Genomic DNA, 17,421 nt, shown 5'->3' with positions numbered 1-17,421 from the left:
ATGGTGGCGTTTGAGCCGCTGAGCGTGGCCGAACCGGTGAGATTGACGATATCGCCGGTGGTGACATTAACGGAATTGTTTGTTCCTGTGAGGGACAGTGTGTCATTAGCGCCCAGATTGATGGTGCTGGCGCTGGCGACGAGTGTCGCCGCCGCATTTGCGGCAAGGTTTACCGTGTCATTGCCACTGATTGTGTCATTGGCGCCATTGGCGAGATTGATGGTGGCGTTTGAGCCGCTGATCGTGGCCGAGCCAGTGAGATTGACGATATCGCCGGTGGTGACATTAACGGAATTGTTTGTTCCTGTGAGGGACAGTGTGTCATTGGCGCCAGTGACGAGATTGATCGTGGCGTTTGAGCCGTTAAGCGTGGCCGAACCGGTGAGATTGACGATATCGCCGGTGGTGACATTGACGGAATTGTTTGTTCCGGTGAGGTTCAGTGTGTCATTAGCGCCCAGATTGACGGTGCTGGAGCTGGCGACGAGTGTCGCCGCCGCATTTGCGGCAAGGTTGACCGTGTCGTCGCCATTGATTGTGGCATTGGCGCCATTGGCGAGATTGATGGTGGCGTTTGAGCCGCTGAGCGTGGCTGAGCCGGTGAGATTGACGATATCGCCGGTGGTGACATTAACGGAATTGTTTGTTCCGGTGAGGGACAGTGTGTCATTGGCGCCCAGATTGATGGTGCTGGCGTTGGCGACGAGTGTCGCCGCCGCATTTGCGGCAAGGTTTACCGTGTCATTGCCATTGATTGTTGCATTGGCGCCATTGGCGAGATTGATCGTGGCGTTTGAGCCGCTGATCGTGGCCGAGCCGGTGAGATTGACGATATCGCCGGTGGTGACATTAACGGAATTGTTTGTTCCGGTGAGGGACAGTGTGTCATTGGTGCCCAGATTGATGGTGCTGGCGCTGGCGACGAGAGTCGCCGCCGCATTTGCGGCAAGGTTTACCGTGTCATTGCCATTTATTGTGTCATTGGCGCCATTGGCGAGATTGATGGTGGCGTTTGAGCCGCTGAGCGTGGCCGAGCCGGTGAGATTGACGATATCGCCGGTGGTGACATTAACGGAATTGTTTGTTCCTGTGAGGGACAGTGTGTCATTGGTGCCCAGATTGACGGTGCTGGCACTGGTTGACAGCGTGGCGGAAGCATTTTCGGCAAGGTTTACCGTGTCATTGCCATTGATTGTTGCATTGGCGCCATTGGCGAGATTGATGGTGGCGTTTGAGCCGTTAAGCATGGCCGAGCCGGTGAGATTGACGATATCGCCGGTGGTGACATTGACGGAATTGTTTGTTCCGGTGAGGTTCAGTGTGTCATTGGTGCCCAGATTGACGGTGCTGGCGCTGGCGACGAGTGTCGCCGCCGCATTTGCGGCAAGGTTGACCGTGTCATTGCCATTGATTGTGTCATTGGCGCCATTGGCGAGATTGATGGTGGCGTTTGAGCCGCTGAGCGTGGCCGAACCGGTGAGATTGACGATATCGCCGGTGGTGACATTAACGGAATTGTTTGTTCCTGTGAGGGACAGTGTGTCATTGGTGCCCAGATTGACGGTGCTGGCGTTGGCGACGAGTGTCGCCGCCGCATTTGCGGAAAGGTTTACCGTGTCATTGCCATTGATTGTGTCATTGGCGCCATTGGCGAGATTGATGGTGGCGTTTGAGCCGCTGATCGTGGCCGAGCCGGTGAGATTGACGATATCTCCAGCGTCATTGATGTTGACGTTGGTGTTGCCAGAGCCGTTGAGGTTCAGCGTGTCATTGGTGCCCAGATTGATGATGGAAGCGGTTCCGCCGGTGTTGCTTATCCCCAGTGTGATCGTCTGATTATCGCCAATATAGACGCGCATGGTTTGACCGCCGCGGCTGATGAGATTGTCGATGTAGGAAAACGTATTGGTATAGGTGATGTCGTTCGAGGTGTAGCTGGCGATGCCGCTGCTGCTGCTGGTGTAATTGACGGTCACGTCAGCATTTACGCCTTCGAAGGCCAGGGTGTTGTTGGCATTGCCGGCGACGCCGCTGACTGTACCGTTCGCAACATTTTTGACGAAAATCATATCATTTGAGCCGGTGAGATTCAGCGTGTCTTCGGCGCCCATGTTGATGGCGCTGGCGCTGACTGGAAGCATAGCGGAGATATTGTCAGCGAGATTGATTGTCACGCCGCTGAGGCTGGTGATGTTCTGGAAATTGTCCTGATACGAGACATTATTGTGCATATATGTGGCAACACCGCTGCTGCTGGAGGTGAAATTGACCGCAACACTTTCGTTCACACCCGCAAAGGAGAGCGAACTGTTTCTGCCGCCATTTATAGTTATATTGCCATATCCGGCGGTCAGGGATGTGTTTGTTCCAAGGTTGACCGTGTCGTCGCCATTGATTGTGGCATTGGCGCCATTGGCGAGATTGATGGTGGCGTTTGAGCCGCTGAGCGTGGCCGAGCCGGTGAGATTGACGATATCGCCGGTGGTGAGATTGACGGAATTGTTTGTTCCAGTGAGATTCAGCGTGTCTTCGGCGCCCAGATTGATGGTGCTGGCGCTGGCGGTGAGGCTCAGCGCCAGATTTGACGCGACGTTGAACATGGTCACGCCGCTGAGGCTGGTGATGTTCTGGAAAATGTCCTGATACGAAACGCCATTATGCGTATATGTGGCAACGCCACTGCTGCTGCTGGTGAGGTCGACCGCAACACTTTCGCTCACACCCGCAAAGGAGAGCGAACTGTTGCCGCCGCCATTGATGGTCATATTGCCGAGACCTGCGGTCAGGGAGGCGTTGTCTCCAAGATTGACAGTATCGTCGCCGGTGAGGTTCAGCGTGTCATTGGCGCCCATGTTGATGGTGCTGGCGCTGGCGACGAGTGTCGCCGCCGCATTTGCGGCAAGGTTTACCGTGTCATTGCCATTGATTGTGTCATTGGCGCCATTGGCGAGATTGATGGTGGCGTTTGAGCCGCTGATCGTGGCCGAGCCGGTGAGATTGACGATATCGCCGGTGGTGACATTAACGGAATTGTTTGTTCCGGTGAGGGACAGTGTGTCATTGGCGCCCAGATTGACGGTGCTGGCGCTGGCGGTGAGCGTGGCGGAAGCATTTGCGGCGAGATTGACGGTGTCATTGCCATTGATTGTGGCATTGGCGCCATCGGCTAGATTGATGGTGGCGTTTGAGCCGCTGAGCGTGGCCGTGCCGGTGAGATTGACGATATCGCTGGTCGTGAGATTGACGGAATTGTTTGTTCCGGTGAGAGACAGTGTGTCATTGGCGCCCAGTTTGATGGTGCTGGCGCTGGCGGTGAGCGTGGCGGAGATAGCGTCGGCGAGATTGATCGTATCATTACCATTGATTGTAGCATTGGCATTGTCCGCGACGTTCAGGGTCATATTCGACGCGGAGAGAATGCTCGTGCCAAACAGATTGACGCGCCAGTTCGCACCCGTTGCGCTGAGGGTGTTGTTGAGGCCTGTCAGGTTCAGCGTGCTGTTGGCGCGCACAGTAATTTTTGCATCATTGACGGCCAGTTTCGCGGACTGGTTGGCGACGACATTTATTGAATTGTTCGCGCCGGATATCGTGGCATTGGTGCCGTTGGCAAGGTTGACCTGGGCATTGGACGTCGTGAGGTCGGTCGTGCCGGACAGTTTGATCTGGCTGTTTGCGCCCTTGATCGTGACATTTGCCTTTGTGCCGGAATACGTGAGTGTGTCGTTGGCGCCCAGCGTGACGTTGACGTCGCTTGCCGTGAGGCTCAGCGCCAGATTTGATGCGACATTGAACATGGTCGCGCCGCTGAAGCTGGTGATGTTCTGGAACTTGTCCTGATACGAGACATTATTGTGCGTATATGTGGCAACACCGCTGCTGTTGCTGGTGAGATTGACCGCAACGCTTTCGTTCACTCCCGCAAAGGAGAGCGAACTGTTGCCGCCGCCATTGATGGTCATATTGCCATATCCGGCGGTCAGGGCCGTGTTCGCGCCGAGATTGATGGTGTCGTTCGAGCCGTTAATCAGTGCCGAACCGGTCAGGTTCAGCGTGTCATTGGTGCCGAGATTAATGGTGCCATTGCTGGCGGTGATGTTGATCGCCTGATTGGCGGCAATGTTCCATATGCTGATATTGCCACCCGAAAGCGTTGTTATATTGCTGTAGGCGCCGCTATAGCTGACGTTGTCGTGCGTGTAGGAAAATGAACCTGATGTGCTGTTTGTGTAATTGAACGTCAGCGCGTCGGTTATACTGGCCAGCGAGAGCGTGGTATAGCCGCCGCCGATGAACGTTTCGTTGCCGAGGCCGGCGATGAATGTGTTGTTGCCTGAGCCGCCGATAACGGTCTGGATGTTCGAGACATGCTGCTTAACGATGCTATTCTGGTAGGAATAGATGTAGCTCGAAGTGCTGACTGTTGCCGCTTCTGAAATGGTGACATCGCCTGTGCTCAGGTCAACGGTGAGGTTGCCGATGCAGGTGGTATTGCCAGAGGTGTAGTTCTTTACCCAGCTGTAATCAACAATATTGGTACCATTGCCGCCCGTGATATTGGCGTTGGGGCGCGTGGCGATGAATCTGTTGGTTCCCGATCCGCCAATGGCAGAGCTGTTGGTGCCGTAGAGATACAGCATATTGTTTCCGGCGCCGCCATTCAGCTTCGTGCGCGTGCCGAACGCGTAAAGGCTGTAGTTGGCGCGCGCATTGCTGCCGGCAAAGAGCACATTGTCGGAATTGAAGGTGATGAGCGTATCATTGCCCGAGCCGCCGGTGAGCGTGTCGAACTGGCCATAGATCCACCATTGCTGGCTTTCGGCACTGCCGATTGTCAGTGTGGTGTTTGAAGAAATCAGCTTGTTGGGCGGGGTGGTCGCGGTCGCTTTAATCGTATTGCCAGCCATGGTTCGATCCTTGCAAATTTGCCAACACAGCTTGTGCAACCCCGCTGGCGTGAATTCTTGAAGTTTGCCGCAGTCACATGCGGGCGATATCTGACATTATATTAATTAAATCTTAAATAATTCAAGTTTCTGATATGGTTAATATAATTAATACCAATATTAACATTAATTTGATTGTTTAATATTACTTATATATATTTTAATTCATGAATTAAGCAGAAATATTTATTTGTCGCTTGTTCGCGGAAGCCCAATTTTTTGGGCGCGTATATGCAGATATAGTTCAATCAGGCTTGCTGATGCACATCCACCGGCAGAGCGCGGGCGCGTTGTCGTTGTTGAATGGTTGTGAAGGTGGCGCAAGTCCTTATATTAAGGCCAATACAGCGTCCGCTCAGCGGCGCACCACTCTCAACGAGGATTTTTCATCATGTCTATTCGTCCCGTTCGGCATATCTCCGCCGCCACGCCGCACATTGAAGGTGCAGGCGTGCATTTGCAGCGCGTGTTTGGCTTTGGCGACACAAGCCTGACCGATCCTTTCCTGATGATGGACGATTTTCGCAATGACAGGCCGCAGGATTATCTCAAGGGATTTCCCTGGCATCCGCATCGCGGCATAGAGACCATCACCTATGTGCTGGCGGGTACGGTGGAGCACGGCGACAGCCTCGGCAACCGCGGCTTGCTTGGCGCGGGCGACGTGCAGTGGATGACGGCCGGATCTGGCATCATGCATCAGGAAATGCCGAAGGGCGATGAAAAGGGCCGCATGCATGGCTTCCAGCTATGGGCCAATCTGCCGTCGAACCTTAAAATGACGACGCCGCGGTATCAGGATGTGCGCGGCAGCGAAATTCCGGAGATCATCGAAGATGACGGTACGCGGGTGCGGGTGATTGTCGGCTCGTTCTGGGGCAAGACCGGCCCTGTCGATGGTGTCGCCGCTGAGCCGCAATATCTCGATATTTACGTGCCGCCAGGACGGCGAAAGGTGTTCCCGGTCGATACCTACCGTTCGGCATTTGCCTATATTTTTGAAGGCTCAGCAACGTTCCGCGACGCCTCCCAGCCGTTCGGGGTTCTTGTAGAAAAGGAAGTGAACGGCGAGGAAATACACTTGCGCGACATGAGCGGCAATCGCACGCTCGTCGTCTTCGGCACGGGTGATGAGGTTGTGGTGCAGGCCGGCGAGAACGGCGTTCGTTTTCTGCTTGTTTCCGGCGCACCCATCCGCGAACCGGTAGCCTGGCATGGTCCGATCGTGATGAACACGCGCGAGGAGCTTGTCACGGCTGTGCGCGAGCTTCAGAATGGCACCTTCATCAAAACCGGCGCTTCCGTGGGATAGGTTTTTTAAGGCGCACTCACCGGCCGGGCTCAGAAATTATTGACCAGTTGCGTCTTGACGGAGAGCATCTGGCCCATGATGCTCTGGGCTGCGGCGGTGAAGGCTGTGGTTGAGCCATCTGACGGCATGATATAGAGGCTGTTGTTCTGGACTGGCGTCGCGCAGCTTTGCAGGGCCGCAGCACGGGAGGCGGACGAACTCTGCAATTGTGACCAGAGATTTGCGTAATATTTGGCGATGATCGTGTTGTAAATTGAGAAGCTGGCGAAATAGCTCGCGTTTATGACGGCGACATTGATGTTGTTGTTTTTGAATAGGGTGCTGCACCAGGCCGGGTCGAGCGTACCGGTCGCCTGCCAGCTCTTGCCGAAGTCGATGAACTGGCTACTCGCAAGCGCGGAATAGCCGGTCGGATAATTGTCAAGGTTCTGATTGCTCGGGGTGGTCATGCGCAGATTGTCGATGACGCCATCGGTGACGATGAGAACATAGACAATCGGGTTTGACGCGGAAGAACCTGCCGTTGAATTTGACAGCGGAAGTGAATAGAGCCCGCCTTTGCTGTTATCGAGCGCAAGATTGAGCTGATAAAGGGCGGTGTAGATATCGGAGCCGCTTCCGGAATAGGGCTGGCTGGAATCTGTTGTGTTGATGGCGTAGCTGGTCACCGACCTGATGCTGTCCGCTGTTGTTGGGGACGTCGTTGTCTGGACTTTCTGCAGCGGGATGGCGTTCCTGAAATAATTGTCGAAGGTCCATACGCTGACGCGGATGTGATCGGTGACACTCCAGCCGCTTTCAACCGCATAGGCCTGATCGATCATGGATGCGAGGCCCGAGGTTGCGGCATCGAGTCTGAGTGTGATCGGGGTGGCGGGGTTTTGCGCGTTATAGGTCCTCAAAACCTGATAAGTCGAATTTCCGCTGGTATAGTTTGAGGCAACGCCGCCCTTGGTTGGATAATATTGTGTTCCGTGGCAGGCGAATTCGCAATTGAACAGCCCCCGCATGGCCGTGATATCGCTTGAGGTTGCGCCGATATCCATGGATGCCGATGTGTCGAGCAGAATGTGAAAATCAATATAGGGTGCTATAGAGGTCATACTCATCGCCGAGCCGGTCAAGTTCAATGTTTTGATGCCGATGACATTGCCCAGTGTTGTTGCAAGCTGTGCCTGATAGGTGATCTTGGCTTCAACAAGCGTGCCGTTCAGTTGAAGCGTTGGGAAAGAGATGGTGGGCGTGCTTTCTGGCTGAATGCCGGGGCCTGCGGCATTGGCGTTGAAAGCCTGTGTGGCGGCCTTTTGCGCATAATCGGTCCAGCCCGAGCTGCTGGCATTGGAGGTCAGGTAATCCTTGCTGGCGGAAACTGCGGCAAGGGCGGCAATATGCGCCGCCTTGTCGAGCCGGGTCTTCAGTTCAAGCTCCCGCGAAAGATCGACTCCGAGCCCGGCGAGGCCGGCCATCGGGATGAGCAGCAATGCAAAAACAATCGCCACTGTTCCGCGCCTGTCGGAAAAAAAGCGGGCGAGAGAGCGGCGGGCCGAAGGCAGAGGGAGAGCCATGTTGTTTTCCTGTTATGGACAAATGGCGGCATTGCCGTAAGCCGCAAGATTTGTGCTGTCGAGCCCCAGCGTGCTGACATAGCGGGGTGCTTCGAAGGCTGCGCGCGTGATTGTGAATGAACCGACGAACCGCATCTGCAGGTATGTCGGATAGGCATATTCCGCCAGAACCATGATCACGGGATTGGGGCCATAGACATTCGCTGGCAGCTTGTTCGTGGCCGGTGTCTCCAGATTCGATGCCGAAGGCGCGAATGCCTGTCCGCAAACGGGCGCCGCTATTCTGCCGGCGCTGTCAAACGTGATGTACCACGATAATTTCGGCGTATAGGTGCAAGTGCTGTAGTTCACGCAGCCGGCCGGCGCCGCCGTGAAGGTTATATAAAGAATATCGATGCCAAGAAGGTTGCTCCACTGCGTATTGTTGCGCATCGCATCTGTCAGCATTGCCGGGAAGATCAGGGTGCTGGCGGAGAGGAAGGTGTTGGCGTCATTCGCACTCAGCGTTGCGCCCGGGTTCTGGGAGACGAGATCGGCGATGGATGTGACAACCGAATTGAGTCGCTTGCAGGCGTCAATGGCGTGCTGAAGTTCGAAACTGGCCATCGTCATGGTGAACATGACCGGCACGATTAGCGCAAATTCCATAGCCACGGCCGCGCGCTCACAGGCATTGAAATGCCTTGCCATGCGATTGATGCCAAATCTGTTCAGCAGAGCCATCAAGCTGCGGCACATGGTCAGCAGCCCGACGGAACGAATGAGGACCCGGTGAAGGGCTCATTTCGGAACAGCATCGTCGTTGCGGCCAGAAATCCTTTGGCGCTTCCCACCTGCGACGAGAAGAATGTGTCGAGCAGTCCGGCAAAATTCGTTGATCCGTATACAGCCTGAACGAACACAAAATCTGAGGCGGCGCCGGGACAGAACTGAGCCGTGTCCGAGAGCGCCGGTGCGGGCAAGGTATAATAGCCTGTCCCCGACACATTCTGCAGCAAGGCGCTCACACTCGCTGGCGCAACGGTCAGTTTCTGCACATTCACGAGGATATTGTTGCAGTTCAGGCTTGAAGGTTTCTGCGGTCCGCAGATGTAGCTGGTTTTGAAGCCGGCTGCGTTTGTGGTTGATCCGTCGGTCTGAACGATTCCGAGCCTTATGTTCTCTCCGATATTTTTTATGTAATTATCAAATAGCTGGCTCACATAATAATTATAGCAGGATTGAATGAGGCCCATCGTGATCAGCGCGAAGGGCGCGATGATCATCCCAAATTCCACGGCCACGGATGCGGTGTCGTCACGCGCGCCGGCTCTCAGGATTTTGAAATGATACTTTTTCATAGCGCTCACGGATTATGCAACCTATAGTTGTATAATCTGAAATATAGATTAATAAATTATGTATCTGGCTGCCGCGCATCCGGCTTGGTGAAATGGGGCGTTTTGTCCAGATGATGATCTGAATCTTTGGAAATCGGCTCTTTATGAGTGGGCGTAGGTATTGAGCGAAGTCTATCGGACGATCCCCGGAGAGCTTTGAACGTAATATCCCACGATCAGCCGGTTCGGATGAACCGGGCCTTTTTCAAAATTTAAATTCAACTATCAGTAATATTCAGATTCTTACTCAAAGATATTGAAAACCTCATTCGAAATATAAGTTATGTCCATCTAATATTTATTTGAAGTAATCATAGTTAACGTTGCGATAGTGTATTGCAAATTATTATTCATTTATTATTGTTCTGTGACGTATGGTCATTGCATCTTGAATTTATATCACAAAATTTATTTTGACTAAAAAATGCCGGGATCGGCAGAGTCAGATCTTCATACTCAAATGTCCGGATGGGTTGATCGCGTCGGCTTGTGGCCGCGGGGTTGGGCTGTCTCTTAATTTCGGCCAGGTTTCAAATCCGGCCGACGGGCACTCCTTACGCATTCTCGTGAAATGTCGAAGCTGACGCTTCATCAATGTGCCGGAAACGTTTCCGGCATTCTGGGATTGCGCGATTACAGAATGTTTTGTCGTGAGTTGGACACGCGCTGAGCTGGGCGACTGGCCAGCGATTTGGGAAGCGTGGGCGTATCAGTCCGGACGTCGCTGTTTCGACGCTCCGTTTGGTTGTGCCGGAGCCCGGTTGCCCGGGTGTTTGACGCAGTTTGTCTAGGACAGGCTGCGGTTGGGTTGAAACGAAGTGAGAATAAAAGAACAGGGGAGTTACGCCATGATCAGCGGCTATTATACAAATTCATTTGCTGCTATGGGCTACGGGGAATGGATGCCGTTCTCAACCGACGCTGGTGGTTTAACATATAACTTTAATCCCGATTTTGTTCTCGGGCAGCTCGTGAATCTATACAATACCGGAGCGCCGTGGCTTTTTCCTGCGGGAGCGAACGGCGACACTAGTCGTGTGTTATTTAATGACCCAGGTGCCCAGGGAAATGCCCAGCAGTGCCTCGACTTTCTCAATGTTGATACAAATTACGTAGAGAGTGAGCAGCATCTTGGCTCCCGGTGGACGGCGTCGTATTATCAGAGCATTACGGCCTCCAAGCTCGACAGTGTTATTTCCACGTTCGGCGCCAGCAACTTGACCCGCAATTTCATTCTGGCGCAAACGCAGCTTGGTTACTACACAGCCTCGCAACTCAATGGACTGAGTGACAGCAGTTATGATGCATTCATGGGCGTGGCGATAAAGCCAGCCGGATGTTACATATCAACTTCCGCGCTTCAAGGACTATCAGCCGCCCATGTCGGGCGGATGTTGAGTGTTTATGCGGCTCAGAACCCTTCCATCGCTCTGCCAAGCAATCTTTTGTCCAATCTGACGATTGGCCAGCTGCTTTTAGTCGCGAACGACACACACAATACGTCTCAGGCGTTGCTGCCTCTGAGCTATTTCAACGGCAGTCTGACCAATGGCAAGATCGGGTCGATGGGGCAGGCGGAATCCGCCTTCCTTGACACCGATGTCGCGGGCATGCAAGCGGCCTATGTCAATACGGACTGGTTTAAAAACCTCGCGGCATCTCAGCTTGACAAGGTTACCAGCGCGCAGGCGGCAGCAATAACTTCATCGACATGGAATGCAATGTCGTCTGCCGATCAGCTGGCAATACTTGGAGCTGCCGGGGCGTCACTTAGCTCTGGCATTCTCCTCAGTGTGATGGTTTCAGCTGCGGACCAAGCCAGCTTCAACACCGCTGTCAGCTATTATGTCGCCGGTCTGCCTGGCACTGCCGTGCCAACCTCCAAGCTGCAAAGCCTCAGCATTGCGCAGCTTGGCTGGCTGGCAAACAATCCCAATAATGCCTCGCAGACTTTGTTGCCTCTCAGCTATTTCAGCGGCAGTCTGATCAATGGCAAGATCGGTTCGATGGGGCAGGCGGAATCCGCCTTCCTTGACACCGATGTCGCGGGCATGCAAGCGGCCTATGTCAATACGGACTGGTTTATAAATCTTTCGGCATCTCAGCTTGACAGGGTTACGTCCGCACAGGCGGCTGCGATAACTTTGGATACATGGGACGCAATGTCGTATGCCGATCAGCTGGCAATACTTGGAGCTGCCGGGGCGTCACTTAGATCCGGCATTCTCCTCACTGTGATGGTTTCAGCTGCGGACCAAGCCACATTCAACACCGCTGTCAGCTATTATGTCGCCGATCTGCCTGGCACTGCCGTGCCAACCTCCACGCTGCAAAGCCTCAGCATTGCGCAGCTTGGCTGGCTGGCAAACAATCCCAATAATGCCTCGCAGAGTTTGTTGCCTCTCAGCTATTTCAGCGGCAGTCTGATCAATGGCAAGATCGGTTCGATGGGGCAGGCGGAATCCGCCTTCCTTGACACCGATGTCGCGGGCATGCAAGCGGCCTATGTCAATACGGACTGGTTTATAAATCTTTCGGCATCTCAGCTTGACAGGGTTACGTCCGCACAGGCGGCTGCGATAACTTTGGATACATGGGACGCAATGTCGTCTGCCGATCAGCTGGCAATACTTGGAGCTGCCGGGGCGTCACTTAGCTCTGGCATTCTCCTCAGTGTGATGGTTTCAGCTGCGGACCAAGCCAGCTTCAACACCGCTGTCAGCTATTATGCTTCGGCTAGCCCGGGCGTTGCTGTGCCCAATGCCACGCTACAAAGCCTCAGCATTGCGCATCTTGGCTGGCTGTCAAGCAATCGCAACAATGCCTCGCAGAGTTTGCTGCCTCTGAGCTATTTCAACGGCAGTCTGACCAATGGCAAGATCGGTTCGATGGGGCAGGCGGAATCCGCCTTCAGCGATACAGATGTGGCTGCAATGTCTGCGGCCTATGTCAATACGGACTGGTTTAAAAACCTCGCGGCATCTCAGCTTGACCGGGTCACGTCCGCGCAGGCGGCGGCGATAACCTTGTCGACATGGAACGCAATGTCGTATGCTGATCAGCTGCAAATCTCTAAGGTCGCCGGGGCGTCGCTCAGCGCTGACATCCGTAATGGCTTCGATGCCGGACTTCTGAGTGCGATTGTCTCTGCGGCTGACCAGGCTTCGTTCAACACCGCTGTCAGTAATTACGTCTTCGCGCACAATGGCGGCGCAGCCGTGCCCAACGCAACACTGAATAGCCTGTCCGTCCAGCAGATAGTCTGGCTGGCCAATCATTCGTCCAACGCCAATCAGGCCCTGCTGCCTGTGAGCTATTTCAATGGCACCATGGGACAGGCGGCGTCGGCCTTTACCGATGTTGATGTTGCAGCCATGCCGTCGGCCTATGTCAACACGAACTGGTTTGCCCAGCTGGATGGTAACGAGCTTGTCAATGTCACGGCCGATCAGGCCAATGCGATCAATGCTGCAACATATTCCGCGCTGGGCTGGGGGCCCAGATTAATTATTGCCGCTGCTGCTGGCGATAGTCTGAGTCAAACATCGGCGCTTTATCTCGGCATGACCGATCCCGTGACCGGTATCGACAGCATGAGCGATGCGGATTTTGACGCGATGGTGACCGATTTTGCCACCGATGTGGAAAATCCCGACGATCCTGCTGCGGCGGCTGCCGCCTTTGGCGCGCCGAAGGCAATGGCGGTTGGGAGGTCGCAACCATGGAATTATTTACCTAAAAGCTGGCTGACCTGCCGGCAGTTGGCACGCATGTCAACCTGTGACGAAAATTGGAACACCTACCAATATTTTAACGATGGCCGTGGCAGGATTGTTACACCTTCGGATACGCCTGTGCTCCTGAATCTGAGCTATTTCAACGGCACTCTGAAAAATGGCAAGGTCGGCAAGATGGGGCAGAGGCTGTCGTCCTTCTCCAGTTCGGATGTCGCGCGGTTCCATCCCTATTATGTCAACAGCAACTGGTTTGCCGATCTGGCGCTTAGCCAGCTGACACAGGTGACGCTGGCGCAGGCAGAAGCGATCACGGTCCACGGAACGAGCACCTGGGATATGCTTTCCTGGTCGCAGCGGCTGGTTATCTGGACCGCCAGCGGGGCGCAAGGTTCAGAAAATGCTGAGCGCCATTCCTTTGAAGAAAAGTTCAGGGGCTCGATCGGTGCACCCGGCAACTTGTCCGATTCTGATTTCAACACAATGGTCAGCGACTTTGTCGCAACAGGCCCCAGTGCTTCTATGCTGACCAATTTCCAGTCAAATTTTGTACCGCTGCTGACCGCGCATCAGCTTGCGCTTGTCGCCCATAGTGTCGGCAATGCTATGCAGGTACTGGTGCCGGAAAGCTATTTTAACGGTAAAGTCATTGACGATTACGTCGGCATCATGGGGCAGCCGCGATCGATGTTCACGGCGGCCGATGTCGCAATGATGGGCACGATGTATGTCAACACGGACTGGTTCAAGAGTCTGAATGGGGCGCTGCTTGCCAATGTTTCGGTAGCGCAGGCTTTAGAGCTGACTGCCGACACCTGGTCCGCACTGGCGGATAACGGCGCAGCCAGCGCTGTGTGGACCGCTGTCAGCGCAAGCGTCGGCCTTCTCGATCGCAGAAATATTAGTGAAAAAATTGTCGGGGTGCTTTTGCGAAAGACCGACGAGGCCGCATTTGATGACCTGATGTCAGTCTATGGGGGGGTGCTCAACGGCGCAAGGATGCCGTCGGGAATAGCGTCGAGTTTTTCGGTGCAGCAGTTGATCTGGGCAAGCAACCATCCGCTGAATTCCGGGCAGACGCTGTTGCCCCTGAGCTATTTCAACGGCACGTTGTCAGACGGCAAGATCGGCTCTATGGGACAGGCGGAATCGGACTTTAGTAGCGTTGATGTGGCGGCTATGGCGCCCGCCTATACTAATACCGATTGGTTCACGCATCTTGTGCCGGATCAGATGTTAGAACTGACTCTGAGTGAGGCGGGCGCGATCAGCACTTCGACCTGGTCTGCACTAACTACAGATCAAAAATTTAACATTGAGCTCAATTGTGCGGCGGGCCTTGGTTCCGATATCCTGAATGTAAGTCCGGAGGCCATTGGCTTTATTGATAAATCCAGCCTCTCTGACCTGAGCGCCAGTGTAATTGGCAGGCTGAACAGCGCTGCTCTGGGTAAATTTTCTGTGGACCAGTTGACGGCCATGAGCTCCGATCAGCTCTCCGCGCTCGGTTATGCGGCAACTAAAGCCTATATCAGCGCGAACGGTCTGTCCTCGGCGGGAGATGCGCTCGGCAGCCTGTCCGGGCTGGCGGTGATGAGCCTTTCAACTGCCGAATGGCGCTATCTCACGGTTGGCATGGAGAGGGCCTGGAACGAGTCTGGCGGGTCTTCATCGGGCTTGATCGATCTATACAGCCATGTGACCCATACCCTTAGCGATATGACCATTGCTCAGATCAACGCCATACCTCTCAGCACGTTCATGCAATTTTCTGCGGATGCTCTAAGCGAGATCAAGGATTTCTCGGGCATCTCCACTTCGCTGCTGCTCAATATAACGCCGGATAAATGGCTGGATCTCACTGATTCCCAAAGGAGCAGCTTTGCGATAAAGCCGGCCTACCTGCTTTCGGATGCTGACCTTTCGTCCTTGTCGAATTCACAAATTGCGTCTCTGGATTGGGAGACGATAACAGCCATAGGCATCAACCGGCTAAGCATATTTTCCAAGGCGCAGTTTGCATACCTCAACCTGACCAATTTATCGTCGGCGCCGAAGCGCAGTCTGATGATAAACCCGGGCGATCGAAGCAAGTTAAGCGATTCGCAGCTGAATCTCGTCAATCCCACGGGAGAACTGAGCGGTCAAAACGCCACACAAACACCGTCGTATTCCCCGACGCCTCCTTGGCCATCCGCTGCGCCTTCGCCGGCCCCCTCTAATCAGCCGACGTTGCTGCCCACCATGCCCTTCACGAGTAATTTTACCTCGACCAACAGCACAAGCGACTTTGCGCATGTAAGTCAGGCAGGCATCATCAGGGACTTTATTTATAAGGTGTTCGCGCAAAGCTTCATCAACCCGGTGAGTGTGAACTTCTTCGCCCAGACAATCTGGATGTGGCGCTCAGTGGCTTTCAGTGCAAGAGATGTACAAGCTAATATTCAAAGTGTTCTTGATAAAAGTATTGTTGCTGTAGGCAAAATACTCACTCAGATTTCGGGATTAACTGGCGTTAATAAATTTGCTGGCAAAAGTTCTGTCGATTTAAGTTTGAATGACGTAAATGAAGCATACAAAGAACTAACTATTACTTTCGCCAATGAACTGGCGCAGTATGAAAATGAAAGAAATTATAAAAATCTGGCTGCTCTCCAAAATACACGCGATACTATGGGCATTTACACCAAGCTGATGGGGCTTGTGAAAAATAGAGATCAATTAACAGCACAGTCGACGTACGCCTCAGCTGAGGGCGTCTCACCGGCATTAAACGGCTTCATGGGTCAGGCGAACGATGGTGTTTTTGCCGCCCGCCTCAATCGCGCGCTCGTTTTGCCGCTTTCTATGATATCAGGCTATTTCCAGGTAGTAGCGATCAGTGAAAAAAAGAAGAGCGGTAAATATAAAAATACCGCTTTATATCTGACTGATATTCTTAAAACGACCACTTCTATGGTGCAGGCCTTGCGCGTGCCTGTTCAGATTCAGGGTACGTTTTATTATTTACTCTCAAGTAACTATAAAAATTTAAACTTACCGCCCCAGAAAGGAGGTGGTTTGATCGACGGAATAAAGTGGTTTGGCTGGCCTTGGCTGAGCTCAGTCAATTTAGAACGCTACAAGATTGCTTTGAATCTTGTATTTAACGATCCGCTTTATGGAAGACATCATCCCTTCGTGCCTTTTAATAATGGTAACGTTGCAGAGTTGACCTGGACGTCCAGGCTTTCACGTCTGGTTTCTGACTCAGTCAAATTTGATTGGCCCACATTCAACTGGCTTGACAGCACTCATATGACCGCGGCGAGAACCGCGTTCAGAGGCCATGAGGATATTTTCAAATTCGGCACCTGGCTGTCTTATGGAAAGGCTGTGGATTATCCGACCATAAGGCGAGCTGACGGTACTTACTGGGATGCTATAAGCCGCCACGGTGCATGGGTATCGCTTCTTAACGGCCCGGCTGGAATGGCGTGGTTTATTGCGGGCGCCATCGGCGGAATCCAGGCCGATCAGAGTACGTCTTCGGTTGTTTATAACATCGTAAAAGGAGCGCTGGGCACCAGGGCATATTACGATGTAGCCCGATATGACTATTACACGGTATTTTATACGGCCGCTAACGCCGCGGATAACTTCCAGTTTGCTTTAGCCAGAACTGCGCCGTTCGTAAGAAGCATGGGTGTGCTGGCCGGCGTGATACCGGCAATAGATATCGTTTATAATTACCGCTCCGGCAAGCGCACCGCCCTCGAAGCAGGTGCAGACAGTGTTGAGCTAGCTCTCAACCTCGCCCTTATAGCGGCTATTTCCTCGTCTACTGGTGGACTTTCCCTTGCTTTAACGCTGGGATCAATGATGACGCCATCAATCAAGTACTACATCGCAGGTGATGTGCCTACGCGGCGATTGTCTCTGGCTGATGCAGGTGAAACGGTTTTGGCGCATGACGTGCAACTGCTGGAGACGGCGGCTGACGGCGATCCGACCCTCTATTATGATCTGCAAAACAACACTGAGCTTCCGGCGTCGTTTGAAAATCAGGTCATCTCTTACGTTCTGAACACGAGTGATCACATCTGGGTCAGCAGTAGAGATTTTTCGATGACCCGGCTCGATCAGCCGGTTACTGATCACAGTGGCGATATTGTCGGCGATTTTATGGTCGGTCAGGGTGAATTTGATGCACCGAATTTTCTGCAGATCATTGTTCAGAATTTCGTGGCATATTTCAACTCCTACAAGGCTGGGGCCGATGGCTCCAGCCCGTCAAGCTGGATTGCTGCGCTCCATAAATCCATTGCTGACTCCAAGGGTGCTATCTCTTCCTATTCAATGATTTCAGGACAGTTGCAGGATCCCCTAGACCTATTCCTTGAATAGCCCCGAGTTTTCTAGACACCTTGCAGTTTCAATTTTTGCTGCTGCTCGAAGTCAGCCGGTGACAGCATGCCGTTTCTGACATGCTTACGTTGCGGGTTA

At 53.4% G+C, this 17,421-nt stretch carries 6 protein-coding genes; 2 read left to right on the top strand and 4 right to left on the bottom strand.

Annotated elements, in window-relative coordinates; translation table 11 throughout:
- On the bottom strand, positions 1 to 4,907 hold a 4,907-nt coding region (locus AC0N03_RS16580; RefSeq protein ID WP_474290023.1), incomplete at its 3' end, for a beta strand repeat-containing protein.
- 430 nt (positions 4,908 to 5,337) lie between these two features.
- Between AC0N03_RS16580 and AC0N03_RS16575 the strand changes: the two genes are divergently transcribed.
- Positions 5,338 to 6,258, top strand: a complete 921-nt coding sequence (locus AC0N03_RS16575; protein WP_474290022.1) for a pirin family protein — start codon at positions 5,338 to 5,340, stop codon at positions 6,256 to 6,258.
- 29 nt (positions 6,259 to 6,287) lie between these two features.
- Here the strand turns inward: AC0N03_RS16575 and AC0N03_RS16570 are convergent, their stop codons facing one another.
- Genes AC0N03_RS16570 through AC0N03_RS16560 form a run of 3 tightly spaced genes read right to left on the bottom strand, consistent with a single transcriptional unit; the run spans position 6,288 to position 9,163 of the window.
- Positions 6,288 to 7,823 carry a TadE/TadG family type IV pilus assembly protein gene (locus tag AC0N03_RS16570; RefSeq protein WP_474290021.1) on the bottom strand — a complete coding sequence of 512 codons (1,536 nt, stop codon included), beginning with the start codon at positions 7,821 to 7,823 and terminating at the stop codon, positions 6,288 to 6,290.
- A gap of 12 nt (positions 7,824 to 7,835) precedes the next feature.
- Positions 7,836 to 8,513, bottom strand: a complete 678-nt coding sequence (locus AC0N03_RS16565) for a TadE/TadG family type IV pilus assembly protein (protein ID WP_474290020.1) — start codon at positions 8,511 to 8,513, stop codon at positions 7,836 to 7,838.
- 50 nt (positions 8,514 to 8,563) lie between these two features.
- A complete protein-coding gene (locus tag AC0N03_RS16560; protein WP_474290019.1) occupies positions 8,564 to 9,163 on the bottom strand; it encodes a TadE/TadG family type IV pilus assembly protein in 600 nt (199 codons plus the stop codon).
- Positions 9,164 to 10,050: 887 nt separating this feature from the next.
- Between AC0N03_RS16560 and AC0N03_RS16555 the strand changes: the two genes are divergently transcribed.
- Positions 10,051 to 17,322, top strand: a complete 7,272-nt coding sequence (locus AC0N03_RS16555; protein WP_474290018.1) for a hypothetical protein — start codon at positions 10,051 to 10,053, stop codon at positions 17,320 to 17,322.
- Positions 17,323 to 17,421 lie beyond the last annotated feature (99 nt).

This window comes from Methylocystis sp. sgz306128, assembly GCF_056032725.1.
This window is presented reverse-complemented; position numbering and strand designations above follow the sequence as displayed.

Coding starts and splice junctions, on each gene's coding strand:
- AC0N03_RS16575 (WP_474290022.1), top strand. CDS start 5,338: ATGTCTATTCGTCCCGTTCGGCATATCTCCGCCGCCACGCCGCACATT.
- AC0N03_RS16570 (WP_474290021.1), bottom strand. CDS start 7,823: ATGGCTCTCCCTCTGCCTTCGGCCCGCCGCTCTCTCGCCCGCTTTTTT.
- AC0N03_RS16565 (WP_474290020.1), bottom strand. CDS start 8,513: ATGGCAAGGCATTTCAATGCCTGTGAGCGCGCGGCCGTGGCTATGGAA.
- AC0N03_RS16555 (WP_474290018.1), top strand. CDS start 10,051: ATGATCAGCGGCTATTATACAAATTCATTTGCTGCTATGGGCTACGGG.
- AC0N03_RS16560 (WP_474290019.1), bottom strand. CDS start 9,163: ATGAAAAAGTATCATTTCAAAATCCTGAGAGCCGGCGCGCGTGACGAC.